The organism is Variovorax boronicumulans (genome assembly GCF_019352895.1).
GTDB lineage: Bacteria > Pseudomonadota > Gammaproteobacteria > Burkholderiales > Burkholderiaceae_C > Variovorax > Variovorax boronicumulans_A.
This window is the reverse complement of sequence record NZ_JAAAFX010000009.1, coordinates 1,232,720-1,258,603: the sequence shown is the minus strand read 5'-3', so window position 1 is coordinate 1,258,603 and position 25,884 is coordinate 1,232,720. Positions and strand designations below refer to the sequence as shown.

General features: G+C 69.4%; 21 protein-coding genes and 1 tRNA gene. 14 read left to right on the top strand and 8 right to left on the bottom strand.

The annotated features are described in order from the left end of the window. Nucleotides 1–5: 5 nt before the first annotated feature. From K0H49_RS24950 to K0H49_RS24935, 4 genes are all read left to right on the top strand, one after another. Entirely contained in the window at nucleotides 6–1,751 is a 1,746-nt protein-coding gene (locus tag K0H49_RS24950) for a class I adenylate-forming enzyme family protein (RefSeq protein WP_219218393.1), read from the top strand. Beyond that, nucleotides 1,748–2,455, top strand: a complete 708-nt coding sequence (locus K0H49_RS24945) for an alpha/beta fold hydrolase (RefSeq protein WP_219218391.1) — start codon at nucleotides 1,748–1,750, stop codon at nucleotides 2,453–2,455. The genes K0H49_RS24950 and K0H49_RS24945 overlap by 4 nt, the downstream gene beginning before the upstream one ends. A 37-nt stretch (nucleotides 2,456–2,492) precedes the next feature. Next, entirely contained in the window at nucleotides 2,493–3,491 is a 999-nt protein-coding gene (locus tag K0H49_RS24940) for a Bug family tripartite tricarboxylate transporter substrate binding protein (RefSeq protein WP_219218389.1), read from the top strand. 71 nt (nucleotides 3,492–3,562) lie between these two features. After that, nucleotides 3,563–4,552 (top strand): NAD(P)H-dependent flavin oxidoreductase, encoded by a 990-nt coding sequence (locus tag K0H49_RS24935; protein ID WP_219218388.1) that lies wholly within the window; start codon nucleotides 3,563–3,565, stop codon nucleotides 4,550–4,552. Nucleotides 4,553–4,574: 22 nt separating this feature from the next. On the opposite strand, the gene K0H49_RS24930 is transcribed toward K0H49_RS24935, so the two are convergent. Beyond that, entirely contained in the window at nucleotides 4,575–5,651 is a 1,077-nt protein-coding gene (locus K0H49_RS24930; protein WP_219218386.1) for an alpha/beta fold hydrolase, read from the bottom strand. A gap of 241 nt (nucleotides 5,652–5,892) precedes the next feature. Here K0H49_RS24930 and K0H49_RS24925 point away from each other — a divergent pair. Continuing rightward, a tRNA-Gly gene (locus K0H49_RS24925) sits at nucleotides 5,893–5,966 on the top strand. Between the two features lie 72 nt (nucleotides 5,967–6,038). On the opposite strand, the gene K0H49_RS24920 is transcribed toward K0H49_RS24925, so the two are convergent. Then, nucleotides 6,039–6,680 (bottom strand): glutathione S-transferase family protein, encoded by a 642-nt coding sequence (locus K0H49_RS24920; RefSeq protein WP_219218384.1) that lies wholly within the window; start codon nucleotides 6,678–6,680, stop codon nucleotides 6,039–6,041. 223 nt (nucleotides 6,681–6,903) lie between these two features. On the opposite strand from K0H49_RS24920, the gene K0H49_RS24915 reads away from it, so the two are divergent. From K0H49_RS24915 to K0H49_RS24890, 6 genes are all read left to right on the top strand, one after another. Beyond that, nucleotides 6,904–11,673: a CapA family protein gene (locus tag K0H49_RS24915; protein WP_219218382.1), complete on the top strand. Its 4,770-nt coding sequence runs from the start codon at nucleotides 6,904–6,906 to the stop codon at nucleotides 11,671–11,673. Next, nucleotides 11,670–12,608, top strand: a complete 939-nt coding sequence (locus K0H49_RS24910) for an alpha/beta fold hydrolase (RefSeq protein WP_219218380.1) — start codon at nucleotides 11,670–11,672, stop codon at nucleotides 12,606–12,608. Before K0H49_RS24915 ends, K0H49_RS24910 begins: the two co-directional genes overlap by 4 nt. A 298-nt stretch (nucleotides 12,609–12,906) precedes the next feature. Beyond that, nucleotides 12,907–13,308 carry a hypothetical protein gene (locus tag K0H49_RS24905; protein ID WP_219218378.1) on the top strand — a complete coding sequence of 134 codons (402 nt, stop codon included), beginning with the start codon at nucleotides 12,907–12,909 and terminating at the stop codon, nucleotides 13,306–13,308. Then, nucleotides 13,305–13,853 carry a hypothetical protein gene (locus K0H49_RS24900; RefSeq protein WP_219218375.1) on the top strand — a complete coding sequence of 183 codons (549 nt, stop codon included), beginning with the start codon at nucleotides 13,305–13,307 and terminating at the stop codon, nucleotides 13,851–13,853. The genes K0H49_RS24905 and K0H49_RS24900 overlap by 4 nt, the downstream gene beginning before the upstream one ends. A gap of 139 nt (nucleotides 13,854–13,992) precedes the next feature. Beyond that, nucleotides 13,993–16,617 carry an alanine--tRNA ligase gene (gene alaS / locus K0H49_RS24895; protein ID WP_219218373.1) on the top strand — a complete coding sequence of 875 codons (2,625 nt, stop codon included), beginning with the start codon at nucleotides 13,993–13,995 and terminating at the stop codon, nucleotides 16,615–16,617. Between the two features lie 23 nt (nucleotides 16,618–16,640). Further along, nucleotides 16,641–18,215 carry a phospholipase D-like domain-containing protein gene (locus K0H49_RS24890; RefSeq protein WP_219218371.1) on the top strand — a complete coding sequence of 525 codons (1,575 nt, stop codon included), beginning with the start codon at nucleotides 16,641–16,643 and terminating at the stop codon, nucleotides 18,213–18,215. A 9-nt stretch (nucleotides 18,216–18,224) separates the two neighbouring features. Here K0H49_RS24890 and K0H49_RS24885 read toward each other — a convergent pair whose 3' ends face one another. Next, complete coding sequence (locus K0H49_RS24885; RefSeq protein WP_219218370.1) at nucleotides 18,225–18,980, bottom strand: transporter substrate-binding domain-containing protein; 756 nt, start codon at nucleotides 18,978–18,980, stop codon at nucleotides 18,225–18,227. A 234-nt stretch (nucleotides 18,981–19,214) separates the two neighbouring features. Next, entirely contained in the window at nucleotides 19,215–19,595 is a 381-nt protein-coding gene (locus tag K0H49_RS24880; RefSeq protein ID WP_219218368.1) for a hypothetical protein, read from the bottom strand. Between the two features lie 194 nt (nucleotides 19,596–19,789). Between K0H49_RS24880 and K0H49_RS24875 the strand changes: the two genes are divergently transcribed. Next, nucleotides 19,790–20,017 (top strand): plasmid stabilization protein, encoded by a 228-nt coding sequence (locus K0H49_RS24875; protein ID WP_219218366.1) that lies wholly within the window; start codon nucleotides 19,790–19,792, stop codon nucleotides 20,015–20,017. A 129-nt stretch (nucleotides 20,018–20,146) separates the two neighbouring features. On the opposite strand, the gene yghU is transcribed toward K0H49_RS24875, so the two are convergent. The 4 genes from yghU to K0H49_RS24855 all read right to left on the bottom strand — a co-directional run bounded on the left by yghU (nucleotide 20,147) and on the right by K0H49_RS24855 (nucleotide 23,478). Continuing rightward, on the bottom strand, nucleotides 20,147–21,007 hold the full coding sequence (gene yghU, locus K0H49_RS24870; RefSeq protein ID WP_219218364.1) for a glutathione-dependent disulfide-bond oxidoreductase: 861 nt from the start codon (nucleotides 21,005–21,007) through the stop codon (nucleotides 20,147–20,149). A 158-nt stretch (nucleotides 21,008–21,165) separates the two neighbouring features. Further along, entirely contained in the window at nucleotides 21,166–22,086 is a 921-nt protein-coding gene (locus K0H49_RS24865) for a bile acid:sodium symporter family protein (RefSeq protein ID WP_219218349.1), read from the bottom strand. Nucleotides 22,087–22,093: 7 nt separating this feature from the next. After that, a complete protein-coding gene (locus K0H49_RS24860) occupies nucleotides 22,094–22,861 on the bottom strand; it encodes a class II aldolase/adducin family protein (protein WP_219218346.1) in 768 nt (255 codons plus the stop codon). Nucleotides 22,862–22,881: 20 nt separating this feature from the next. Continuing rightward, nucleotides 22,882–23,478 (bottom strand): HD domain-containing protein, encoded by a 597-nt coding sequence (locus K0H49_RS24855; protein WP_219218344.1) that lies wholly within the window; start codon nucleotides 23,476–23,478, stop codon nucleotides 22,882–22,884. A 127-nt stretch (nucleotides 23,479–23,605) separates the two neighbouring features. Between K0H49_RS24855 and K0H49_RS24850 the strand changes: the two genes are divergently transcribed. After that, on the top strand, nucleotides 23,606–24,322 hold the full coding sequence (locus K0H49_RS24850) for a Crp/Fnr family transcriptional regulator (protein WP_219218342.1): 717 nt from the start codon (nucleotides 23,606–23,608) through the stop codon (nucleotides 24,320–24,322). Between the two features lie 185 nt (nucleotides 24,323–24,507). Beyond that, on the top strand, nucleotides 24,508–25,875 hold the full coding sequence (locus tag K0H49_RS24845; RefSeq protein WP_219218340.1) for an aspartate aminotransferase family protein: 1,368 nt from the start codon (nucleotides 24,508–24,510) through the stop codon (nucleotides 25,873–25,875). Nucleotides 25,876–25,884 lie beyond the last annotated feature (9 nt).

Sequence of the window (25,884 nt, the reverse complement as noted above, 5' to 3'; positions counted from 1 at the left end):
CAAAGATGATTCTGGTGCCGCAGCACAAGATTGAGGCCTACACCGCGCGTGGCTGGTGGGGCGACCGGACGCTCTGGGACCTGTTCCTGGAGAACCTGGCCGTGCAACCCGAGGCCGAGGCCGTGGTCGATGCGCCCAACCGCGCCGACTTCGCGCATGGCGCGCCGCAGCGCTGGCACTGGCGCGAGCTGGGCGAGCAGGTCGACCGCTTCTGCCTGCTGCTCATGGCGCAAGGCCTGCGGCGCGACGACGTGGTGGTGGTGCAACTGCCCAATTGCGTCGAGCAGTTCGCGGTGTACCTTGCGTGCTCGCGGCTCGGCGTGGTGATCACGCCCGTGCCCGTGCAGTACCGGGACCACGAGCTGGCGCACATCATCGACAAGACGCAGGCGGTGGCGGCCGTCACCTTCGCGCGCATCGGCAAGCCCGATGCCGGCCATGCGGCGGCGGGCATGTTCCTCGCGCTGGGCGAAACGCATCCCTCGCTGCGTGGCGTGATGGCCTTCGGCGACGCCGTCCCCGAAGGGTGCGTGGATGTCTGCAAGGCTTTGGCCGTGGCACCCGATGCCGCCGCACTGCAAAGGCTCGCTGCAGCGGAGCGCGTGGCCAACGTCACGGCCAACGACGTGTTCACCATCTGCTGGACCTCGGGCACCGAGGCGCAGCCCAAGGGCGTGCCGCGCAGCCACAACGAATGGCTGGTCATCGCGCCCTCGATCATCGAGGCGGGGCAGATCCGGAAGAACGCACGGCTGCTCAATCCCTTTCCGCTGGTCAACATGGCGGGCATCTCCACGGCCTTCGCGACCTGGCTGGTGCTGGGTGCCACGGTGGTGCAGCACCAGCCCTTCGCCTTGCCCATCTTCCTGGCGCAGGTGCGCGACGAACGCATCGACTACACGGTGGCGCCGCCGGCCGTGCTCAACATGCTGCTGCAGAACGAGGCCCTGCTCGCAGGCATCGACTTCTCGCGCCTGAAGCGCATCGGTTCCGGCTCGGCGCCGCTGTCGGAGTGGATGGTGCGCGGCTTCATGGAGCGGCACGGCGTCCAGATCATCAACTACTTCGGTTCGAACGAGGGCGCGGCACTCTCGGGCACCGACCTCGACATCCCGGACCCGGCGCTGCGCGCGCAGTTCTTCCCGCGCGCCGGTGTCGAGGGCTACGACTGGAGCGTCTCGACCACGCGCAAGATCCGCACGCGCCTCGTCGACCTGGAGACCGGCGAGGACATCCAGGAAGCGGGGCGTCCGGGCGAGATCCGCTTCGACGGGCCGACCATCTTCAGTGGCTACTTCGATTCGCCCGCGCTCACGGCCGGCGCCTTCGACGCGTCGGGCTACTACAAGACCGGCGACCTGTTCGAGATCGCCGGCGACCGGCTGCAGTTCTACCGCTACGTCGGCCGCTCCAAGGACCTGGTGATCCGCGGCGGCATGAACATCTCGTCCGAGGAGATAGAGAACCTGCTGGTGGCCTGCCCCGGCGTGCGCGACGCGGCCGTGGTGGCCGTGCCCGACGAACTGCTGGGCGAAAAGGTCTGCGCCTGCATCGTGGCCGCGCAGGGCTGCGAGGTCGATCTCGCCTCCCTCGTGGCCTTCCTGCGCGACGAGAAGCGCGTGGCCGTCTACAAGCTGCCTGAATACCTGCTGACGCTGGCCGAGCTGCCGCGCAACCCGGTCGGAAAAATACTCAAACGCGAGCTGCGCCAGAAGGCCGCCTCGCTGGCCCACGAAGGAATCACCGCATGAAGCCCGTCCTGCTGCTCATCCCCGGCATGCTCAACACCCCGGCGGTCTGGCGCGAGGTCGCCGACGCGCTGGCCGACGATGCCGACGTGCGCATCGTCGACGTCACGACGCAGGCCGGCATCGCCGAGATGGCCCGCGACGCCGCGGCCTGCGTGGCCGATGTGCCGGCCGCCACCCCGCTGGTGGTGTGCGGCTTCTCGATGGGCGGCTACACCGCGATCGAGATGCTGGCGCGCACCGACGGTGGCCGCAGGCCCGATGCGGTGGGGCTGCTGAGCACCTCGGCGCGCCCCGAGACGCCCGAAGGCCGCGTGGTGCGCGAGAAGACCATCGCCGCCATCGAGCGCGATTTCGAGAAGGTGATCCAGGGCGTGGCGAGCTTCGGCACGGCGGCGGCGAGCCACGCGGATGCGCCGCTGATGCAGCGCATCGTCGAGGTCATGCGCAATGCCGGCCCCGCCGCGGCCATCCGCCAGAACCATGCGATCGCCGACCGCGGCGATCACGCCGAGGCCTTGCGCAAGCTCGACCTGCGCGTGCTGGTGATGTGCGGGCGCGAAGACCGCATCACGCCGCCCGCGCTGTCCGAGGAACTCGCGGCGCTGATACCGGGCGCGCGGCTCGAATGGATCGACGACGCGGGCCACATGACGCCGATGGAAGCGCCGGACCAGGTGGCCGCCTTGCTGCGCACGCTGCTTTGAACCGACGCCGAGAAGAACAAGCACCGGAGACAAGACCATGAAGAAGCGCAGTTTTCTCGCATCGGCCCTGGCGGCATGCGGCACCGCGACCCTGGGCGCCGCCTGGCCCGCGGCCGCCGCGTTCGCCGAGGCCAGGTTCCCCGACAAGCCGGTGCGCATCGTCGTGCCCTTCGCGCCGGGCAACACGCTCGACGCCGCATTGCGCCAGGTGGCCGAGGTGTTCCTGCGCAACACCGGCCAGCCGCTGCTGGTGGACAACAAGCCGGGTGGCTCGGGCATCATCGCCGCGCAGAACGCAATGAATGCGCCGGCCGACGGCTACACGCTGCTGCTGGGCAACACCAGCATGCTGACCATCAACCCGCACACCTTCAGCAAGCTGCCCTACGACGCGCAGAAGAGCTTCAGGCCCGTCACCAACTTCCTGGGCGCGGCCATGGTGATGGCGGTGAACGCGAGCGTGCCGGCCAACAACCTCCAGGAGTTCGTGGCCTGGACCAAGGCCCATCCCGGCAAGGTGTCCTTCGCGTCGTTCACCGCGGGCAACTCCTCGCATTTCGCGGGCGTGATCCTGAACCAGCGCGCGGGCATCGACATGATGCACGTGCCCTTCAACGGCACGCCGCCCGCCGTGACCAACCTGGTGGGCGGCCAGGTCACGGCCGCCTTCCTGCCGCTGCTGGCCGTCAAGCCCCACATGGACAGCGGCAAGGTCAAGGTGCTGGCCGTCACCAGCCCCAGGCGTTCGCCGCTGATGCCGGGCGTGGCCACCTTCCGCGAGCAGGGCTATCCCGATCTCGACATCTATATCTGGGCGTCGGTGATGGCCCCGGCCGCCACGCCCGATGCGGTGGTCGCGCGGCTCAACACCGAGTTCGTGAAGGCGCTGAACACCCAGGAGATCAAGGACAAGTGGCGCGAGATGGATTTCGAGACGCTGCCTTCGACCCCCGAGGAATTCACGGCGTTTGCACGCACCGACTCCAGGCGCTGGGCCGAGGCCGTGAAGATCTCCGGCTTCAAGGCCAGCGAGTAGGGCGGGCTCACGCTCGATTGAGCGGACTCGCCGCGCATCGCGCATCCCGACAACCAGAACGCATCCACTCCATGAAATCGCAACCCTTCGACCTCCGCCTTCCCGTCTTTGCCGCGCCGATGTTCCTGATCTCCGGCCCCGAGCTCGTGCTCGCCGCCTGCAAGGCCGGCATCATCGGTGCGTTTCCCACGCCCAACGCGCGGCCCATCGCGCAGCTCGACGACTGGATGAAGCAGATCACCGAGGGCCTGGCGGCCGCACGCGATGCGCAGCCCGCGGCCACCATCGGGCCCTGGTGCGCGAACCTCGTCACGCATTCGTCGAACACGCGGCTGGCGGAAGACCTGGCGCTGGTGGCCAAGTACAGGCCGCCGGTGGTGGTGACCGCGCTCGGCAGCCCGAAACCGGCCATCGAGGTGGTGCATGGCTACGGCGGACTGGTGTTCGCCGACGTGACCAGCATCGGCCTCGCGAAGAAGGCCGTCGCCGCAGGCGCCGACGGATTGGCATGTGTCTCGGCCGGGGCCGGCGGCCACACGGGCTCGCTTTCGCCCTTTGCCTTCGTGAGCGCGGTGCGCGACTTCTTCGACGGCCATCTGATCGTCGGCGGCGGCATCAGCGACGGCTGGGGCGTGGCCGGTGCGATCGCCAGCGGTGCCGACTACGTCTACATGGGCACCCGCTTCATCCCGGTGGCCGAGAGCATGGCTGCGCCCGCCTACAAGCAGATGGTGGTCGACGGCACGGTGGACGACCTCATCGTCAGCGCCGGCATCACCGGCACGCCGGCGAGTTGGCTCAAGCCGTCGCTGCGCGCCCTGGGCATCGACCCCGACAACATGCCGCCGCCACCCACACGCCACTACGACAGCAGCCAGCCCGTGAGCGCGCGCAAATGGGTGGATGTGTGGGCGGCGGGCCAGGGGCTCGGATCGATCCGTTCGATCGAGCCGGTGGCCGCGGTGGTTGACCGGCTGGTCGAGGAATACGGCACGGCACGGGCGCGCCTGACCGGGCTGCCCTATGCGCAGCCGACCGTGCGCGCGCGGCTGGCCGCCTGAGGCCGAGCCGGCGATGCGCGGGTCAGCGCCAGCCCATCCCGTCGATCAGCCGCAGCACCTCCGCTTCGCGTTCGATGAAGAAGTCCACATGCGTGGCGGGCTGGAACAGCGCGCGCTGGCTGCCGGTTGGCAAGGCCGCGAACAGGCGGTCGGCATCGGGTGAGCGGACACGGTTGAAAAGCCGCACCGACGCGTTCGCAGTCTCCTTGGTCTGCGCATCGCCATCGGTGGCGAGCCACGGGCACATGTCGCGCCAGTCGCCGGGCAGGGCCGTCAGCACCAGGGCCGGCACGCGCAGGGCCTTGTAATCCGGGGAAAACTGCCGCCCCGCCATGTACATCGCGGCGGCCACGGCGTCGGGCGTGTTGAAGCCAACGCTGCCGTCGGCCTTGACCTCCAGCTTGTCGACCAGGTCGGCCTCCATCGGTGCCGACCAGTTGCGGTTGAGCCGCTTGTTGAAGGCGATCATCGCGGCCACCGAGGCGGTGTCGGCTTCGGTGGGCGAGGGCTCGGCCAGCGAGGGGTCGTCGCTGTCGTCGGGCGAGACGGTGGTGTAGTCGAAGTTGGTGTCGAGGTAGACCAGGCCGCGCGCGCGTTCCGGGTAGCGCCCCGCGAACAGCGTGACCTGGTTGCCCGCCATGGAGTGGCCGCCGAGCACGATGCGGTCGACGCCGAGCGCCTGCAGCACCGCATGCACGTCGTCGACCAGCGTCCCGGTGTCGTAGCGGTGGGTGTCGTCGGGCAGCGGCTTGTCCGACCGGCCGAAGCCGCGGCAACTGATGGCGATGGCCCGTCCGCGCTGCGCGAGCGCACGCGCCAGGCTGTTGAAGTGCGCCGCCGAGGCACCGAAGCCAGGCAGCAGCACGAAGGTGGGGCCGGCAAGACGGCCGGACTGCCAGTCGCGCACATGCAGCGAGACGCCGGGCGCCACGGGCACGTGGCGGTCCGTGACCTGGATGGACGAAGGCGGCGCGAGCGGGTCGGGCTGATCGCTGCCACCACCGCCGCAGGCGGCGAGAAGCAGGGCGGCGGGCAGGGCGGTGGCGGCGCGCAGCAGATGCCTGCGATGTTCGAACTGATGAAGACTGGGTAAAGGCAAAAGGGGCTCCGTCGGTGGAAGGCTAGGGGCTGCGCACCGCGGTGGGTGCGTGCTTCCAAGGTACCGACGGGAGCTGTAGAGGGGCTGAAGGGAGGCTGAAGGCAGGCTGAAGACGCGCGGCGCAAAACAGGTGCCACGAAGGGCACAAGACGCGAAAAGCGCGATGCCGCGCACGGCATAATGTGCACCCGGCCGTTCACGTGGAATGCGCGGCCCGGTCTTCAGGCGCGAGCCGAGAAATGCGGGTGTAGCTCAATGGCAGAGCTGTTGCTTCCCAAGCAACTGACGAGGGTTCGATTCCCTTCACCCGCTCCACCGCCTCATCGGCACCCCTCCGCTCGACAAGGCTGTGGCTGCGGCCTGCCAGGCACGCCGCACCATCCGCGCTCAGTCCAGCATCGGCACGAACCCCGGATCCCCCTTCGCCATCGCCCTGCGATACGCCGGCCGTTCGCCGATGCGTTGCAGGTAGGCGCGGATGTTCGAATAGGGCGCGAGATCGAGCGGCTGGAACAGGCGCATCGTGGTGAGCGTGAACACGCTCATGATGTCGGCCGCCGTGAGTTCGCTGCCTGCGAGGTAGGGCACCTCGCCCAGCCGCGCTTCGACCAGTGTCAGCACGCGGTCGAGCCGGTCCTGTGCCGAGGCCAGCACCGGGTGTTCCGGCGCAAGCCCGGCGCGGCCCACCATCATCATCCGGCCCATCACCGGTTGCAGGTTGCCGTTGGAGAAATGGAACCAGTAGAGGAAGGCCGCGTAGTCCTGATGCTCGGGCCCGGGCTTCAGGCGGCCGCCGCCGTGCTTCACGATGATGTATTCGACGATGGCGGCCGACTCGCCCAGCAGCAGCTCGCCGTCCTCGATCAGCGGCGCCGCGCCCAGCGGATGCAGTGCCCTGATCTCGGGCGGCGAGAGCTTGGTGACGGCGTCGCGCGCATGGTGCTCCAGCGCATAGGGAAGGCCGAGTTCTTCGCAAAGCCAGACGATGCGTTCCGACTGGGAGCGGCCGAGGTGATGGATCTTGAGCATGGCGTACGGGTGAGATGGGAAGGGTGGGGCGGTTCGGACCGACGAGCGTTGGGGATCGCGCAGCTTAAGCGCTGCACCCTGTCCGCACGCTGAACGCCGCTCGCCCCCCACCCGCTGAAACGTGCAGCCAGGCATGCGGCGCAACGGTCAAGAATGCATTCAGAATCGTCAACGCGCCGGCCGACGTTCTTCTCGCGGCAGCGCTCCCTAGATTCCGCAAGAAATGAATACGAACGATCTATTGCGACAGGCGAAGTCTGCGTTGGAGACGGCATGGGCGGCGCGCGATGCGTCTGTCGCGACCGGCGAGCGGCCGGCCTGCACGCTCTTCTTCTCGCTCGGCAACCTCGAGACGCGCGCACACGTGCTGCGCGCGGCAGGGACAGATCTGGCGCAGGCCTGGCGCGAAGGAGAGCGCCTGGTGACCGAATGGGCCGAGGCACAGGCGCAGCCGACGGTCTGGCTGCGCGTCGATGCGGTCGACGTGGTGGAGGCCTTGCGCTGGGACGCGCTGCAGGCCTTGTTCGCCGCGATCAAGCGCAACTACTTCCGCTTCGGCATCGCGTTCACCGCCGACCTCTCGATCGCGATGCTGGAGCCGGAGATCGGCGCCAACGCCTTGCTCTACGACAACGCGGCGGAGTCGGCGATGCCCAACGCCATCAACCTCGCGGGCTACGGCAAGCGCCGCTTCGGCCAGGCGCTGGAATGGCCGACGGAGCCCGCGCAGCTGGTGTGGATCTTCAGCACGCGGGCGGTCTTCACCGATGGCGCGTCGGCGCACGCGATCGAACAGCAGGGGCCGAACCACGGCTACCGCCAGCTGCCGCGCTGGGACGCCGAGGCCGTGCGCGAGATCGTGCACACCAGCACCGCCTACCTGGCGGCACAGGTCAAGCCATCGGGCGAGTACCACTACGGCTGGTTCCCCTGCTTCGACCGGCCGATCCCGACCTACAACGCGCTGCGCCATGCGAGCTCGACCTATGCGCTGCTCGAAGGCTGGGAGCTCACGCAGGATGCGGCGCTCCGGGCCTCGCAGATGGCCGCGATCCGGTCCGCGCTGGCCTACCTGCGCGGCACGCTGATCCGGCACCTCGACCTGCCCGACGGCCAGCGCGCGGCCTTCCTGGTCGACCTGGGCGACGAGATCAAGCTGGGCGGCAACGCCGTGTGCCTGCTGGCCTTCGTGAAGTACACCGAGCTCACGGGCGACGAACAGTACCTGCCGCTGCTGGCCGAGCTGGCGCTGGGCATCGTGCACATGCAGGACCCGGCCACGGGTCGCTTCGTGCACGTGCTGCTGCATCCCGATCTCGGCCTCAAGGCCGCGCACCGCACCATCTACTACGACGGCGAGGCAGCCTTCGGCCTGATGCGGCTCTATGGCCTGACGCGCGACCCGCGCTGGCTGCAGACCGTCGAGAAGGCGGTGGCGTACTTCATCGAGGCCGAACACTGGCGCGCGCACGACCACTGGTTGAGCTACTGCATCAACGAGCTCACGCTCTACCGGCCCGAGGAGCGCTACTACCGCTTCGGCCTGGACAACGTGCGCGGCTACCTCGACTTCGTGCTCGAGCGCATCACAACCTACCCGACGCTGCTCGAGCTGATGATGGCGGCGCAGCGGATGGTCACGCGGCTGCAGGCCGACCCCGCGCGGGTGCACCTGCTCGACGGCTTCGACCTCGCCAAGTTCGAGCGCGCGCTGGCCTACCGCGCGCGCTACCTGCTCAATGGCCACTTCTGGCCCGAGCTCGCGATGTTCTTCAAGAACCCGGGGCGCGTCCTCGGCGGCTTCTTCATCCGGCACCACAGCTTCCGCGTGCGCATCGACGACGTGGAGCACTACCTGTCGGGTTATGTGGCCTACCACCGGCTGCTGAAGGCGCGCGAAGCGCTGCCGGTGGACGTGGCGGCACTGCCGCAGCGGGCTGCGACGGGCGCAGCATCCGGCGTGGTCGCCTGGGGCGGCGACGTCAACCTGGCGCGCCGCCAGCACTACCGCACGCGCGAGCTGGGCGGGGCGCACAGGGTGCTCGGCGACATCGCCGCGCTGCGCGAGGCCGACCTGCGCATCGTCAACCTCGAATGCGTGGTCGCGACCACCGGCGAGCAGGGCGTCGAGAAGGACGAGGCCGGCCCGTACTACTACCGTGCCCGGCCCGAGATGCTGGCGGTGCTGACCGAGGCGGGCATCGGCATGGTCGCCACCGCCAACAACCACAGCGGCGACTACGGCCCCGAGGCACTTGTCGAACAGCAGGGACTGCTGGACGCCGCGGGCATCGCCCATGCGGGCACCGGCCGCACGCTGGAGGCCGCGCTGCGACCGGCCTTCCGGCGCGCGGGCGGCGTGCGCGTGGCGCTGTTCTCGCTCGACGCCACGCAGCCGCGCTTTGCCGCGACCGCCCACAAGCCCGGCGCGGCCTGGCTGTCGCTCGACGACCCGGCCGCCTGGACGGCCACGCTCGCGGCGCGCATCGAGGCCGCGCGCCGCGAGGCCGACGTGGTGCTGGTGGCGGTGCACTGGGGCGCCAACCTCGAGACCGCGCCTTCGCGCGCCGAGATCGCGGTCGGCCATGCCATCGTCGACGCGGGCGCCGATGCGGTGCTCGGCACGTCGGCACATGTGCTGCAGGGCATCGAGGTGCATCGCGGCCGTCCGATCCTGCACGACGCAGGCGACCTGCTGTTCGACTCCGTGCGCAACGATTTCGGCGACTCGGGCGTGTTCTCGCTGACGCTGGGCCTGCACGGTGTCGAGGAAGTGCTGTTCACGCCGGTCGGCGTCGGCTTCGGTGTGTCGAAGCAACTCGAGGGCGCGCAGGCGGAGGCCGCGAGCGCGCGCTTTGCCGCGCAGTGCCGCGCCCTCGGCACCGAGATGGCGCCGAGGCCCGGCGGTCGTTGCGCCATCCGGCTGTCGCCGCCCGAGCGGCTGGTGTCCAGGCCGGCGCCGGAGGGCGCCGCCGCATCGGGGCCGCTGCCGTTGACCCTCGTCGACCCGGTGCGCGCGCCGCGCCCCGAATGGGTGGTCGACGCCGTGCCGGCCAGCGCGCAGATGGCGCCGCTGCAGATCGGTCCGATGCGCCTGCTGGGCCTGCGCTGCACACCGCGGCAGATCGTCGGGCGCCGCATGCTGTGGGTCGAGTCTTTCTGGACCGTCGACGCGCCCGTGACGGCCGACCTGCGCGTGCAGTTCCGCGCGCTGCCGATGCGCAGCACCACCATGCCGCCCTGGGGCGAGGGCATGGACCACGACCCCTGCGACTGGATGTGGCCGACCAGCCGCTGGGAGCCCGGTCGCATCTACCGCGACCGCTATGGCCTGCGCCCACCGCGCGCCGGCCTGCTCGAAAGCGATGTGTTGCGGCTCGAAGTGCGCGTGCGCGGCAGCACGACCGACCTGTCCGCACGCCTGCTGCCCGTGTGGTGCGGCCTGCGCGTGCCCGACTTTCCGGTGCCGCTGCCCGAGCGCCCGGCACCCGTGCTGGCCGCCCTGCGCCCCGGTGCGGGCCCGAAGCCCGCGCCGCTCTGGACGGCCGCGCAACTGCAGCAGGTGACGGGCGGCCGCTGGCTGGTCGAGCCGCCGCCGGGCTGGTGCGTCAACGCGGTGGTGCGCGGGTCGAGCCACATCGCCATGCTGCCGGGGCCCGCGCTGTTCGTCGCATCCGACTACCGCACGCTGGCCGTGCACGAGAGCTACAGCAAGCCGCGTCCGGACAACTGGGACCGCCACCTCGAGCTGCCGAGGCTGCAGCATGCGCTGGCCGGTGCCATGGTCTCGCAGGCGGTGGACGGGCTCGATCCGGCCTTTCCGCTGCTGCAGGTGGACGACCCGATCCGTGCCCTGCTGGCGCTCGGCGCGGCCGCGCGGGCGCGCTACCAGGGCCTGGTGGTGGGCGTGACCGGCACGGTCGGCAAGTCGTCGACCATCGCGATGCTGCGCGACCTGCTGCCCCAGGCCGCGCGCGTGCGTACCACCATCGACAACTACAACTCGCGCGTCGGCGTGCCGGCCATGCTGGCCAACCTGGCGGCCGATGCCGACGTGTGCATTCTCGAGATGGCGCAGAGCGGGCTCTGGATGGACCGCGGACCGATCGCGCTGGTGGCGCGGCCGCACGTGGCCATCGTCACCGAGATCGGCCTGTCGCAGACCCGCCAGGCCTCGACGCTGGAGCTCACGGCCGAGTTCAAGTCGCGCATCTTCCTGGGCCTGGAGCCCGGCGGCGTGGCCATCGTGGCCGACCACATTCCCTGCCTGGCGCAGGTGGTGCAGGCCGCCGCGCGCACCGCGGGCGCGATCTGGGTGGTGGGCCGTGGGCCCGACGCCAACATCCGCGTGCTCGACACCCGGCCCGAGCCCGGCGGCGGCTGCCGCGTGCGCATCGCGACGGCGGGGCGCGCCTTTGAATATGTCTTCCCCATCGAGAGCGCGGGCCTGGTGCGCAATTCGGCCCTGGCCTTCGCCGCGCTGCTGGCCATGGGCTTCGATGGCGAGGCCGCGTGCGCGCGCATGCCGCACGTGCGGCTGCCCGCCTCGGTGATGCAGATGCGCGCGCTGCGCACGCAGGGCGGCGTGCAGGCCACGCTGATCGACGACAGCTGGAATGCCGAGGTCATGTCGATGCGCAACGCGATGGACTTCGTGCGCACCTGCCAGCACGCGCAGGCCGGGCCGGTGCTGCGCAAGATCGGCGTGCTGGGCCGCATCATCAACCTGGGCAACGAGGCCGAGGCCATGCACCGCAGCCTGGCTTCGCCGCTGCTGGCGTCGGGCATCCAGCACCTGGTGACGCACGGCGACGAGATGCGCTGGCTGCGCGAAGAGGTGCCGGCCGAACTGCTCGGGCCGCACTTCGACGATGCGGCGCAGCTCGCGGGCTACCTCGGCGACATCCTGCGCGACGGCGACCTGGTGCTGGTGAAGGGCGACCGCCAGCAGTCCGACTTCGGCGACGTCTCCGTGCTGCTGGAAAAGCTATGAAGGCGGCGGGCGCTGTCCGGCGGCATGCCCGTTTCGCACTCGTGCTGCTGGCCCTGGCGCAGGCGGCCTGCGCCCAGCGCAGCGCCCCCGAGGTGCGCGCGCCCCTGGCGGTACCGGAGGCGGCGCTGCTCTGGAACCAGCCGGCCGTGCGCGCCCACTGCCCCGACCGCGCCGGCTATTTGTGGGTGCAGCCGTCCGCAGGGCCGGCCTGCATCCGCTACTTCGCGAGCGGCGACATCGAGGGTGCGCGCGTGGCCATCGTGCAGTTCTCCGGCGACCGCGACGACGAAATGGACCTGGCGCCCACGCGCATTCCCGGCAACACCGAAGCCCTGCGCACGCGCGATGCGCAACGCAGCCGCGACCGCGCCGGCGTGCCGTGGATCTTCATGGCGCGCCCCGGCACCTACGGCTCCTCGGGCGACCATGGACGGCGCCGGCGCCTGGTGGAGGAGTTCGCGCCGATCGACGCGGCGCTCGATGCGCTCAAGCGCCTCCACGGCATCGGGCAGTTCGTGCTGGTGGGGCACAGCGGCGGCGCGACCGCGGCGGCGGCCATGCTCACCTTGGGCCGCACCGACCTGCGCTGCGTGGTGATGACCTCGGCCGCCTTCGCCTACGAGGAGCGGGTGCGGTTGCGCCGGGAGATGGCGGGGGAGGGGCCGCCGAGCGCGCGTGCCCTGGCCGCGGTGCAAGGCATGTACGACCCGCTGGCGCACATCGGTGGGGTGGTGCGCGGCGACCGGCGCCAGGTCTTCGTGCTGGGCAATGCCTTGGACAACGTGACGCCGTTCGTGCTGCAGCGGCGCTTCGCCGACGCGCTGCGCAATGCCGGCCACCGCGTGGCGGTTCGCGAGGTGCAGACGCTGCCGCCCGAATACCACGACATGCAAGGACAGCCCGGGCTCGAGACGGCGCGCGACTGCGCGCGCTGAGCGCGGCCCTCGACCGGGACTGCCGCAGGATCCAAGGGGCGGATTACACAATCAGTTAACAATGTGGCGACAATCCAGCACTTTTTCACATAATTTGTTACTTTAGGCACTGGCGGCGTCGAATTCATTCTTTCGTTTGCGGGCGGGAAAGAGGCGCGCGGTAGCATCCGGCCCCATCCGCTCCCCGCCCGGCCGCCGACAGCCGACCCGGTGAGGCGCCGGACCCAGACGCCTTCCATCGTGAGGGATACATGCAAACGTACGGAAGACACTTATGGATTTGAGGGAGCGCGAGGCCATGCTCGTCGACGAAGCCTCGGCCGCCATCGAGGCGGCGATGCAGGGTTTCGGCGGCGCTTTCGGCAGCGTGCCGTTCTGCCGGTCCACCGATTTCGGCATGTTGTCGGCGGAAGACCAGGTCAACGTGCGTCAGACGGAAATGGCGCACTACCGCGACCGGCCGGAACTGTCCGCCGTGCACTTCTGCCTGACCTCGGCGCAGGCGCTGCTGGAGATCAGCCGCACCATGCTGCGCCAATCGGCGGCGCTGTCGCCGCAGGAGCAGGAGCGCAGCTGGAAGCAACTGGCCGAGGACGCCAAGCTGGCCGGCCGCGCCGCCTACCGCGCGGTGCTGATCCTGTCGGACCCCACCGTGGCGCGCCTCGCGGCCAACGAACGGACCAAAGCAGGCTCCCTATGATCGATCGCCTGCGGCGGCTGTGGCGCGGTCGAGAAGCCGGGGCGGGCAGGCCGGCACCGATGGCCCAGGCGCCCACCATGGCGGCCGCGCGACCCGTTCCGCCGGCCGCGTCGCCCATGCCGCAGGCACCGGCCGCGGCGCCGAAGGTCGAGCCGGTCGCGCCGAGCGCCCCGCGTGAATGGCCGCGCAAGGCGCCCGAGCCCGACCCGCAGCGGGCCCGGCAGATCCAGCGCCGCGAGGCGGTGCTGGGCCAGTCGATCTACTTCAAGCACTGGCAGGCCATCAAGGCCGAGGGCATCACCGCCTCGCAGTTCATGGAGTTCCTGCAGCCCTTTGCCGACCTCGACGGCATCAGCGTGTCCTACATCTACAGCGATCCCGAGGGCAACGAGCGCATCTACAACCACCGCAAGGACGATTCGTTCGAGAACCCGCTGTCGGTGGCGATCAAGGAAAAGAAGATCTCCAGGGACCAGGCGCTCGACCTCGCGCTCAACGAGGAAGGCCGGGTCTGGATCGAGAGCAACTTCATGGACCTGAAGTAGCGCCTGGCGGGCGCGGGCCGAGCGGCAAAGGGCATGGGCCCACGCGGGTGCGGGGGTGGTCCCAAACCTATAATCGAATGGCCAATCAAATCAAGCAGTTAGCGGGAGCACTGTTCCGCTGCGCCAGCCTTTTCATCCCATGAGCCAGCCCACCTTCACGGTCGCGGACATCCGCAAGACCTTCCTCGATTTCTTCGCCTCGAAGGGCCACACCATCGTGCCGTCCAGCCCGCTGGTGCCGGGCAACGACCCGACCCTGATGTTCACCAACTCGGGCATGGTGCAGTTCAAGGACGTGTTCCTCGGCGAGGACAAGCGCCCCTACCAGCGTGCGACCTCGGTCCAGGCCTGCCTGCGCGCCGGCGGCAAGCACAACGACCTGGAAAACGTGGGCTACACCGCGCGCCACCACACCTTCTTCGAGATGCTGGGCAACTGGAGCTTCGGCGACTACTTCAAGCGCGAATCGCTCAAGTGGGCCTTCGAGCTGCTGACCGAGGTCTACAAGCTGCCCGCCGAGAAGCTCTGGGCCACGGTCTACATCGAGGACGACGAGGCCTACGACATCTGGACCAAGGAGATCGGCCTGCCGCCCGAGCGCGTCGTGCGCATCGGCGACAACAAGGGCGGCCGCTACATGTCCGACAACTTCTGGATGATGGCGGACACCGGCCCCTGCGGCCCGTGCTCCGAGATCTTCTACGACCACGGCCCCGAGATCGCGGGCGGCCCGCCCGGCTCGCCGGACGAAGACGGCGACCGCTACATCGAGATCTGGAACAACGTGTTCATGCAGTTCGACATGCAGCCCGACGGCTCGGTCAAGAAACTGCCCGCGCCCTGCGTCGACACCGGCATGGGCCTGGAGCGGCTGGCCGCGATCCTGCAGCACGTGCACAGCAACTACGAGATCGACCTGTTCGACAAGCTGGTGAAGGCCGCCGCGCGCGAGACGCGCACCGCCGACCTCGACCACAAGAGCCTGCGCGTGATCGCCGACCACATCCGCGCCACCGCCTTCCTGGTGACCGACGGCGTGATCCCCTCGAACGAAGGCCGCGGCTACGTGCAGCGCCGGATCATCCGCCGCGCCATCCGCCACGGCTACCTGCTGGGCCAGAAGAAGCCCTTCTTCCACAAGCTGGTGGCCGACCTGGTGGCCATCATGGGCGATGCCTATCCCAAGCTGGTGGCCGATCAGAAGCACATCACCGACACGCTCAAGGCCGAGGAAGAACGCTTCTTCGAGACCCTGGCCAACGGCATGGACATCCTCGACACGGCGCTGGCCGGCGGCGCCACCACGCTGCCGGGCGAGGTCGCGTTCAAGCTGCACGACACCTTCGGCTTCCCGCTCGACCTGTCGGCCGACGTCTGCCGCGAGCGCGGCGTGAGCGTCGACGAGGCCGGCTTCAACGCCGCCATGGAAAAGCAGAAGGCCGCGGGCCGCGCGGCCGGCAAGTTCAAGATGGACCGCAACGTCGAGTACGCGGGCGCGGGCAACACCTTCACCGGCTACGAGCACCTCGAGGCGCAGGCCACCGTGCAGGCGCTGTACTTCGAAGGCGTGGCGGTGCCCGAACTCAAGGAAGGCCAGGCCGGCATCGTGGTGCTCGACACCACGCCCTTCTATTCGGAGAGCGGCGGCCAGGTCGGCGACCAGGGCATGCTGAGCGCCGAAGGCGTGCAGTTCGGCGTCGACGACACGCAGAAGATCAAGGCCGACGTGTTCGGCCACCACGGCACGCAGACCCAGGGCACGCTCAAGGTCGGCGACACGGTCAAGGCCGCGGTCGACGGCGAACGCCGCCACGCGACCATGCGCAACCACAGCGTGACCCACCTGATGCACAAGGCGCTGCGCGAGGTGCTGGGCACGCACGTGCAGCAGAAGGGCTCGCTGGTCGACGCCGACAAGACGCGCTTCGACTTCGCGCACAACGCCGCGGTCACGCGCGAGCAGATCCTCGAGATCGAGAAGCGCGTGAACGCCGAGATCCTGGGCAACGCGGCCACCCAGGCGCGCGTGATGGACATCGAGTCGGCCCAGAAGACCGGCGCGATGATGCTGTTCGGCGAGAAGTACGGCGAGAGCGTGCGCGTGCTCGACATCGGTTCCAGCCGCGAACTCTGCGGCGGCACCCACGTGAGCCGCACCGGCGACATCGGCCTGTTCAAGATCACCAGCGAGAGCGGTGTGGCCGCGGGCGTGCGCCGCATCGAGGCGATCACCGGCGCCAACGCGCTGGCCTACCTGCAGGAGCTCGAATCGGCGGTGCAGACCGCGGCCCAGACGCTCAAGTCGGCCCCGGCCGAACTGCAGTCGCGCCTGGCCCAGCTGCTCGACCAGATGAAGACGCTCGAGCGCGAGATCGGCACGCTCAAGGGCAAGCTGGCGTCGTCGAAGGGCGACGAACTCATCACCCAGGCGATCGACCTCAACGGCATCAAGCTGCTGGTCGCCAAGCTCGACGGCGGCGACGCCAAGACGCTGCGCGACACCATGGACAAGCTCAAGGACAAGCTCAAGAGCGCGGTCATCGTGCTGGCGATCGCCGAAGGCAGCAAGGTGCAGCTGGCGGCGGGCGTGACCTCCGACACGCTCGGCAAGGTCAAGGCCGGCGAACTGGTCAACTTCGTGGCCCAGCAGGTCGGCGGCAAGGGCGGCGGCAAGCCCGACATGGCGATGGCCGGCGGCACCGACGCCAGCGGCCTCGCGGCCGCGCTGGCCTCGGTCCAGGGCTGGGTGGCCGAACGGGTCTGACCCGCCCCGGTGGAGACACCATCATGCCGCTGACCCTCCAGCGACTCCTGCGTGCCGCAGCACTGTCCGCGGCGGTGGTGCTGGCGGGTTGTGCCAGCCTGCCCCCACCGCAGGCCGAACGCTTCTCGGCGGCGCGCACCGACGTTGCCGACACCCGGCTGGCGCAGATCGCGCTGGCCAGCGGGCAGGGCATGCCCACCGGCTTCTCCGGCTTCCAGCTGATGCCCGAGGGGCCGACCGCCTTCAATGCGCGCCTGGCGCTGGCGCGCGCGGCCCAGAAGACGCTCGACGCCCAGTACTACATCCTGCAGGACGACGCCAGCGGCAAGCAGTTCCTGGGCGCCTTGCTCGATGCCGCGCGGCGCGGCGTGCGGGTGCGGCTGCTGGTCGACGACTTCTACACGGCGGGCAAGGACGCGCTGTTCGCCGCGCTGGCCTCGCAGCCCAACTTCGAGCTGCGGCTGTTCAATCCGCTGGCCGTGCGCAGCGGGCCGCTCGGCCTGCGGCTGGCCCTGTCGCTGGCCGATTTCCGCCGCTTCAACCGGCGCATGCACAACAAGCTCTTCGTGGCCGACAACAGCCTGGCCATCACCGGCGGGCGCAACATCGCCGACGAGTACTTCATGCGCAGCGACGTCGCGAACTTCATCGACCTCGACGTGCTGGTCAGCGGGCCGGTGGTGCCCGAGCTGTCCGACACCTTCGACGACTTCTGGAACAGCGCCCAGACCCGTCCGATCGACAACCTGATGCGGGTCCCGGCCGACAGCGAGGTCACGCGCAGCTGGCTGCAGGCCCGGCTGGCCGGGGCCGCGCCCGCGACCACCGAACGCGACACCGACGTGCTCGGCCATGCGCCCATCGAACGCCAGCTGCAGGCGGGCCGCCTCGTGCAGATCCCGGGCGACGGCCGTGCGATCGCCGACACGCCCAAGAAGGTCGCGATGGACGACCCCGAGGCCAGCTTCGCCGACAGCGTGACCCAGCGCACCATCGCCATGCTCAGCGGCGCCACGTCGGAAGTGGTGATGGTCTCGCCCTATTTCATTCCGGGCGAGGACGGGGTCAAGCTGCTGCAGATGGCGGTCGACAACAAGGTGCAGGTGATCGTGCTCACCAACTCCCTCGACGCCACCGACGAATCGCTGGTGTACGCCGGCTATGCGAAGTACCGCTACCGCATGCTCAAGGCCGGCGTGCGCGTGTTCGAACTGGGCGCCAAGCTCGCGCCGCGCCAGGCCGGCCTGGGCGACTTCCGCAGCTCCTCGGGGCGGCTGCACGCCAAGGTGGCGCTGGTGGACCGGCGCCGGATCTTCCTGGGCTCGATGAACCTCGACGGCCGCTCCGCGCGGCTCAACACCGAGATCGGCATCCTGGTCGACAGCCCGGCGCTGGCCGAGCAGTTCGGCAAGCTCATGACGCTGCGTTCGATGGGCGCCTACGAGCTGCGCCTGCGCGGCGAAGGGGAGGGCGTCGAGTGGATCGAGCACGACGCCGACGGCAGCCAGAAGCTCATCACCGACGAGCCCGGCGCCAGCTGGCTCGGCAGCTTCAAGGACTGGCTGCTGCTCAAGCTGCTGCCCGAAGACCTGCTGTAGCGGCGGTGCTCAGGCAGCCGGCGCCACGGTGCCACCGTCGATGCGGTGGCGCGCCAGGGCCTCGGCGACGAAGCCGCTGGCCTTCATCTCCTCGACGAAGGCCGCCAGCGCTTCCCTGGCTTGCGTTCCCCGACTCGCCGGCAGGCCCATGGCCTGCTGGATCACCATGAAGCGGCCGGGCAGCAGCCGCAGGCCGGGGTCGGATCGGGTGAGCGTCTGCAACTGCTTGCGGATGCCGGCCGCGACCTCGATGCGACCCTCCTTGAGTGCCTCGGTCACGGCCTCGGCATTGAAGAAGCGCTCGATCTGCGCAGCCTGGAGCGCGCGCGTCAGGAACAGGTCGTAGGCGCTGCCCGAGCCGACGCCCACGCGCAGGCCCGCGCGGTCGACTTCGGCGTTGTCCTGCAGCGAGGCAGCGCTCGGCACGAGGTAGCTGCCTTCGATCAGCACATAGGCCGCGGTGAAACCCAGGCCCTCGCTGCGCGCCGGGTCGATGGCGAAGAAGCCGATGTCGGCGCGCTCGTTGCGCACCGCCTCGACCGATTGCGCAGCCTTGTCGAACACCAGGCATTCGAGCGGCACTTCCAGGCGCCGGGCCAGCGCCCGCGCGAGGTCGACCGAGACACCGACGGGCTCGCCACCGGCCGCGTCGCGCGCGGCGAGGATCGGGTTGCCCAGGTTGATGGACGCGCGCAGCGTGCCGGTGGGCGCGAAGGCCGCGCGCAGTGCGGTGGTGGAAGCGGGGGGGAGAGGCGAACGGTCCATGGCGTCGGGCACCCCGGTGGGCGCAAAGCTTCGGAAGACCGCAGTTTATGCGTCGCGTGCAGCCCTTCGGGCACGGTATCCGGCTTCGAGAGGGCTGGTGGTGGGCGCCGCGCGATGGCGTGGCCGACGGAACGGCTCACGCAGCACATCCTTGGCTGCGTCCAGGCGCTCGGGCGCAGCCGGGCGCACACGGGTCGGCGCCGCCCGCGCTCGGCGCTGGAGCCGTCGGATCGCTCAGGCGGCGTCCTCGTCGTCTTCATCCCCTTCGTCCACCGCTTCCTCCGCAGTCCAGGTGCCGCCGAGCGAATGCACCTCCGACGGGTCCAGGCGCCCGCCACCCGGTCCGATGATGCGGTCGGGCAGGATGTCCGCGCCGTCGGGCGGCAGGTCGCCCTCGGCGTCGGCGCGCTCGCCGGTGCCGGCGCTGTCGCTGCCGCCCTCCAGAGGCTCCAGCGTGGTGCCGGTCAGGCTGTCTTCCGGCGGTGCCAGATCGGCGCGCTGTCCGAGGGTGTCGCTGCCGCTGTCCGAGCTGTCGCTCGGGCCGAGCAGGCGGGTGTCGTCGTCGGGTTGGACGGGGTGGGTGCTGGGGGCGCCTGCTGCGCTGCTGGTGGCCATGTCATTTCTCCTGATGCAAGTCGGCAAGCAGCCAGCTTGCGGTGTCGCGGCGGGCGGCGCCTGTGGTCCCGGGCCGACGCCGGCTGTCGGCGTGTGCACCGTGCTTGACCGACGAGTGCATGGCGATCTTTCCTACCCATGCCGGCCCTCCGCCGCGCGGCAATCCGATCTCGGTCACTTCACAGGAGCACACCATGCCTCAAGGGGACAAGTCGTCGTACACGGACAAGCAGAAACGCAAGGCCGAGCACATCGAAGAAGGCTACGAAGACCGCGGCGTGGCCAAGGCGGAGGCCGAGCGCCGCGCCTGGGCCACGGTGAACAAGGAATCGGGCGGCGGCAACAAGAGCGGCTCGGGACGTGGCCGGGCCGAGAACCACGACGCGGCGCGCAAGGGCGGCCGTGCCGGCGGCGCTGCTTAGACCATCGGCAGCGTGCGTCAGAGTGGCCTGCCGGTCACGGGCCCCGATTGACGCAAAGGCGGAGAGCGGGGCCTCCGCGGTGGATGATTTGCCGTTGGCCGCCAGGCGCTGCCGAGCTGCGCGCCGGGCTCAGGCCTGCGGCGGCGGGGCGTCGAAGTCGCCGGCCGCGTGCCGCTCGGGCAGCTGGCTCGCCGCATCGCCCCAGGTGCGGTTGACGCGGCGGCCACGCTGCACCGCGGGCCGTTCGGCGATGGCATCGGTCCAGCGCTGCACATGGGTGTAGGCCTGCACCTGAAGGAACTCGCCCGCCTCGTAGAGCAGGCCCTTGGCGAGCGCGCCGTACCAGGACCAGACCGCGATGTCGGCGATCGTGTAGTCGTCACCCGCCAGATAGGGCGATTCCGCGAGGCGCCGGTCCAGCACGTCGAGCTGGCGCTTGACCTCCATCGCGAAGCGGTCGATCGCGTACTCGATCTTCGTCGGCGCATAGGCGTAGAAATGGCCGAAGCCGCCGCCGAGGTAGGGCGCGCTGCCCATCTGCCAGAACAGCCAGGCCATGCATTCGGCACGGCGCGCGGGCTCGGTCGGCAGGAAAGCGCCGAACTTCTCGGCCAGGTAGACCAGGATGGCGCCCGACTCGAACACGCGGACCGGCGTCGGTCCGCTGCGGTCCAGCAACGCCGGGATCTTCGAGTTCGGATTGACCCCGACGAAGCCGCTGCCGAACTGGTCGCCCTCGTTGATCCTGATGAGCCAGGCGTCGTATTCCGCGCCTGCATGGCCGAGCGCCAGCAGCTCCTCCAGCATCACCGTGACCTTGACGCCGTTGGGCGTGGCGAGCGAATAGAGCTGCAGGGGATGGCGGCCGACCGGCAGTTCCTTGTCGTGCGTCGACCCGGCGATCGGACGGTTGATGTTGGCGAACTTGCCGCCGCTGGCCTTGTTCCAGGTCCAGACCTTGGGGGGATGGTAGTCGGGTGAGTCGGTCACGAGGGAAGGCTCCGTGTGTGCAGATGCGTGGCGTTGGAAATTGACGAACCGCCCGAGCGTAGGGCATCTCATCGGGCACATGCGCCGGAGGGTTTCGCGAGGGGTCGTGGGGAGATCGCGGACCCCCGCCGACGGTTCGGCGGCGGGGAGCGTCGTGCTCAGTTGGGCGTGGCCGGCGCGACCGCCGCACGCGCCGCCTGGGCCGCCTGGGCGGAGTCGGCCGCGCGTGCGCCGCGCCGCAGCAGCAGCCCGAACAGCGGCGCCGTCAGGTACATCACGACCGAGTAGATGGCCGCCGGCAGTGCGAGCTGGTAGCTGCCCAGCACGCTGAGCGCCACGAAGATCGCCAGCGTCGAGTTGTGGATGCCGATCTCGTAGCTGATGGCGGTCGCCAGCGGCCGGTCGAGCCCGGCCACGCGGCTCAGGCCGTAGCCCGCGCCCAGGCTCAGCAGGTTGAACAGCAGCACGGCCGGGCCGATCTGCGCGAAGGCGACCGAGATCGAGCTCCATTCCTTGGCGATGGCCAGCACCGTGACCACGGCCAGCACCACGGCGCTGAACACCTTGACAGGCTTTTCCATGCGCGCCGAGAAGCCGGGCCTGCGAGACGCGACCACCATGCCGATCAGCACCGGCATCAGCACGATCGCGATCACCTCCAGCAGCTTCCCCGTTTGCATGGGCACCAGCTGGCCGCTCTGGATGAAGTGCGCGATGGCCCAGTTGGCGATCAGCGGCAGCGTGAGGATCGACAGCACCGTGTTGGCCGCGGTGAGCGAGATGTTCATCGCCACGTTGCCGCCGAACAGGTGCGAGAACAGGTTGGCCGAAATGCCGCCCGGCGAGGCGGCCAGCAGCATCAGCCCGACCGCGAACACCGGCGGCATACCGAAGGCGAGCACGATGGCGTAGCAGGCCAGCGGCAGGCCCACCACCTGCAGCAGCAGCGCGATGGCCACCGCCTTGGGGTGCTGTGCGAGCCGCCGGAAGTCGGCCACCGACAGCGACAGGCCCAGGCCGAACATGACCAGCGCCAGCGCGCCGAACAGCGCGCGCGTGATGACGACGGTGCCGTCCATGCGGCGCTCAGTTCCGGTAGCCGGGGTCGATGCGGTCGAGCTTGCGGATCAGCGAGGGCCAGACGAAGGCGCCGCCGAGGCCGCCGGTCTGCACCTTCATCGCATGGCCCACGCCCTCGACGATGCGCGGGTCGACCTGCGTGAGCTCGCCGCCGCCCGATTGCGCGGCGATCTGGATCTGGCAGGTGTTCTCGAAGGTGTACATCGAGAGGAAGGCATCGGCCACGCTCTTGCCGATGGTCAGCAGGCCGTGGTTGCGCAGCATCAGGAAACTGGCTTCGCCCAGGTTGGCCTGCAACCGCGCCTTCTCGTCGTCGCGGATCGCCACGCCCTCGTAGCCGTGGTAGGCCAGCGAGGCCAGCACGAAGGTCGACTGCTGGCTGATCGGCAGCACGCCGTTCTTCTGCGCACTGACCGCGATGCCCGCGCGGGTGTGGGTGTGCAGCACGCATTGCGCGTCTTCGCGCACCGCATGCACCGCGCTGTGGATCACGAAGCCGGCCGGGTTGACCGGGTAGGGCGACTCGATCACCTTGTTGCATTGCTGGTCGACCTTGACCAGGCTCGAGGCCGTGATCTCGTCGAACATCAGGCCGTAGGGATTGATCAGGAAGTGGTGCTCGGGGCCCGGCACGCGCGCGCTGATGTGGGTGAAGACCAGGTCGCTCCAGCCGTAGAGCGCGACCAGGCGGTAGCAGGCGGCGAGGTCGACGCGCAGCTGCCATTCCTCGGCGGACACGAGCTGCTGGGTTTCGGAGGGGGTGGTGGCGTTCATGGGAAATCCTTCGTTCGTGGTCAGGCGATGGCGTCGGCGGGCTTCTGCAGCACCGACTTGTAGAGGCTCTGGCGGGGCTGCGCCATCAGGCGCTGCAGCATCGGCATGAAGTCCTCGATCGGCAGGGTCTCGCCCTTGGGGTCGAAGGCCGGGTTGTCGTAGAGCTCGCAGAACTCGGCCGTGCGCTCGTAGTTCGGGCTCTGCCGGTAGCGCTCGCGCAGGTCGCGGTCCATGCCCAGGTGGTGGAAGAAGTAGTGGCCCTGGAAGATGCCGTGGTGCTGGACCATCCAGTGGTTCGCCTCGCTCACGAAGGGCTGGAGGATCGCGGCCGCGATGTCCGGGTGGTTGAAGGTGCCAAGCGTGTCGCCGATGTCGTGCAGCAGCGCGCACACCACGTACTCCTCGTCGCGGCCGTCGCGCAGCGCGCGGGTGGCGGTCTGCAGCGAGTGGGTGTAGCGGTCTACCGGAAAGCCGCCGTAGTCGCCCTGCAGGATCTGAAGGTGCCGCACCACGCGCTGCGGCAGGCTGCCCGCGAACTGCATGAACTCGCCGCCGATGGCCTGCCAGTCTTCGCGGGTGCTGTCCTGCATGCGGACGAAAGTCGCTCTTTGATTCATCGTATGTCTCCGTGGGCCATGGAAAAGGCCGAAGCCCACTTTAGGCAGCCGGCTCCCATTCAACTGTCAAATAGCGAACAATTGGCCTCCTCGTTTACCCCCGGCGGCCCGACGCGCCCTTGCAGCCATGTCCCTTCGTGCACCGACCCACGTGACCGCCGCCCACCGCGATGCGATGGAGGCCAACCCCTGGTTCGCCGCGCTGCCGCGTGCGCAGCGCGACGGCCTGCTGTCCGTGGCCGAGGTGCACCACCTGGTGCGCGGCGCCATGCTCTACCGGCAGGGCGACGGCGGCGACGGCATCTCGGGCGGCTTCTACGGGCTGGCCAGCGGCTTCATCAAGGTGTCGACCTTGCGCCAGGACGGCCGCGAGGCGATCCTCGCGATGCTCGAGCCCGGCAACTGGTTCGGCGAGATCTCGCTGATCGACGGCTCGCTGCGGTCGCACGACGCCACCGCGCTGGCCGACGCCGAGGTGCTGGTGGTGCCGCATGCCGCGTTCGCGCGCCAGATGGGCGAACTGGCTTTTGCCCAGGCCATGGCGCTGCTGCTCGCCAACCGCGTGCGCGGCCTCTACAGCCTGATGGAAGATGCGACGCTGCGCGATCTGCGCTCGCGCGTGGCGCGCCGGCTGCTGGCGCTGGCCCGCGGCGATGTGACCCAGTCGCCGCAGATGCGCCGGCAGATCGCGCTGCCGCAGGAGGCGATCGCGATGATGCTGGGCGTGACGCGCCAGACGCTGTCCAAGGAACTGCACGCGCTGGCCGGGCAGGGCGTGCTGACGGTGGGCTACGGGCGCATCGAGATCGAGTCCTTCGAGGCCCTGCAGGCCGCGGCCGGCTAGCGCAGGGCTCCCTTCGCCTCTCCACAAGCCGCACACAAACGCGCAACAGTCCTTCAAGGTTGCCCGCGCAGACTCCCGTCATCCATCACCGGTGCGTCGTGCCCGGAATGGCCTGACGGCGTTCGGCGCCACGGCATGTGCCGTGACACCACGCCGAATGTTCCGAGTTCTGGAGTTCTTCCCCCATGAGTGCACAGCTGCTGGCTGACGAGGCGAAATATTGTTCCTTTGGCGACACGGTTCATTACGTGAACCCGCCCAAGATCTTCTCCGGCTGCGACGGCAGCTACATGTACGACGCCGAAGGCACGCCTTACCTCGACCTGCAGATGTGGTACTCGGCCGTCAATTTCGGCTACAAGAACAAGCGCCTCGAAGACGTCATGAAGCGCCAGCTGGAGACGCTGCCGCAGGTGGCCAGCCAGTACCTGCACCCGACCAAGATCGAGCTGGCCAAATGGATCGCCCAGGACGCCGAGAAGAAGTGGGGCCGTGCCGGCCGCGTGCACTTCAACGTCGGCGGTGCGCAGGCCATCGAGGACTCGCTCAAGGTGGTGCGCAATGCCAGCAACGGCAAGAGCCTGATGTTCGCCTTCGAAGGCGGCTACCACGGCCGCACGCTGGGCGCCTCGAGCATCACCTCGAGCTACCGCTACCGTCGTCGCTTCGGCCACTTCGGTGACCGTGCGCAGTTCATTCCCTTCCCGTACCCCTTCCGTCGCCCCAAGGGCATGACGGCCGAGGAGTATTCGGATTCGATCGTGCGCGAGTTCGCACGCAAGTTCGAGAACGAGTACCACGCGGTGTGGGACCCGAAGACCAAGCAGTGCGAGTACGCGGCCTTCTACGTGGAACCGATCCAGGGCACGGGCGGCTACGTCGTGCCGCCGCCCAACTTCTACAAGGGCCTGAAGAAGGTGCTCGACGAGCACGGCATCCTGCTGGTGGTCGACGAGATCCAGATGGGCTTCTGGCGCACCGGCAAGCTCTGGGCCATCGAGAACTTCGGCGTGCAGCCCGACGTGCTGGTCTTCGCCAAGGCGCTGACCAACGGCCTGAACGCATTGAGCGGCCTGTGGGCGCGCGAAGAGCTGATCAACCCGCAGGTGTTCCCGCCGGGATCGACGCACTCGACCTTCGCCGCCAACCCGCTGGGCACGGCGCTGGGCCTGGAAGTGCTGCGCATGACGGCCGAGATCGACTACGGCAAGCAGGTCTGCGACAGCGGTGCCTACTTCCTCGAAGGCCTCAAGGAACTGCAGAAGCGCCACAAGGAAATCGGCGACGTCGACGGCATGGGCCTGGCGCTGCGCGCCGAGATCTGCACCGACGACGGCTTCACGCCGAACCGCGAACTGCTCGACAAGATGGTCGACATCGGCCTGTCGGGCGACCTCGAGTTCGAAGGCCGCAAGATGGGCCTGGTGCTCGACGTGGGCGGCTACTACAAGAACGTGATCACCTTCGCGCCTTCGCTCGAGATCTCGCGTTCCGAGATCGACCAGGCCATGGTGCTGCTCGACCAGCTGCTGACGCGCGCCAAGCGCAGCTGATGGGCTTCA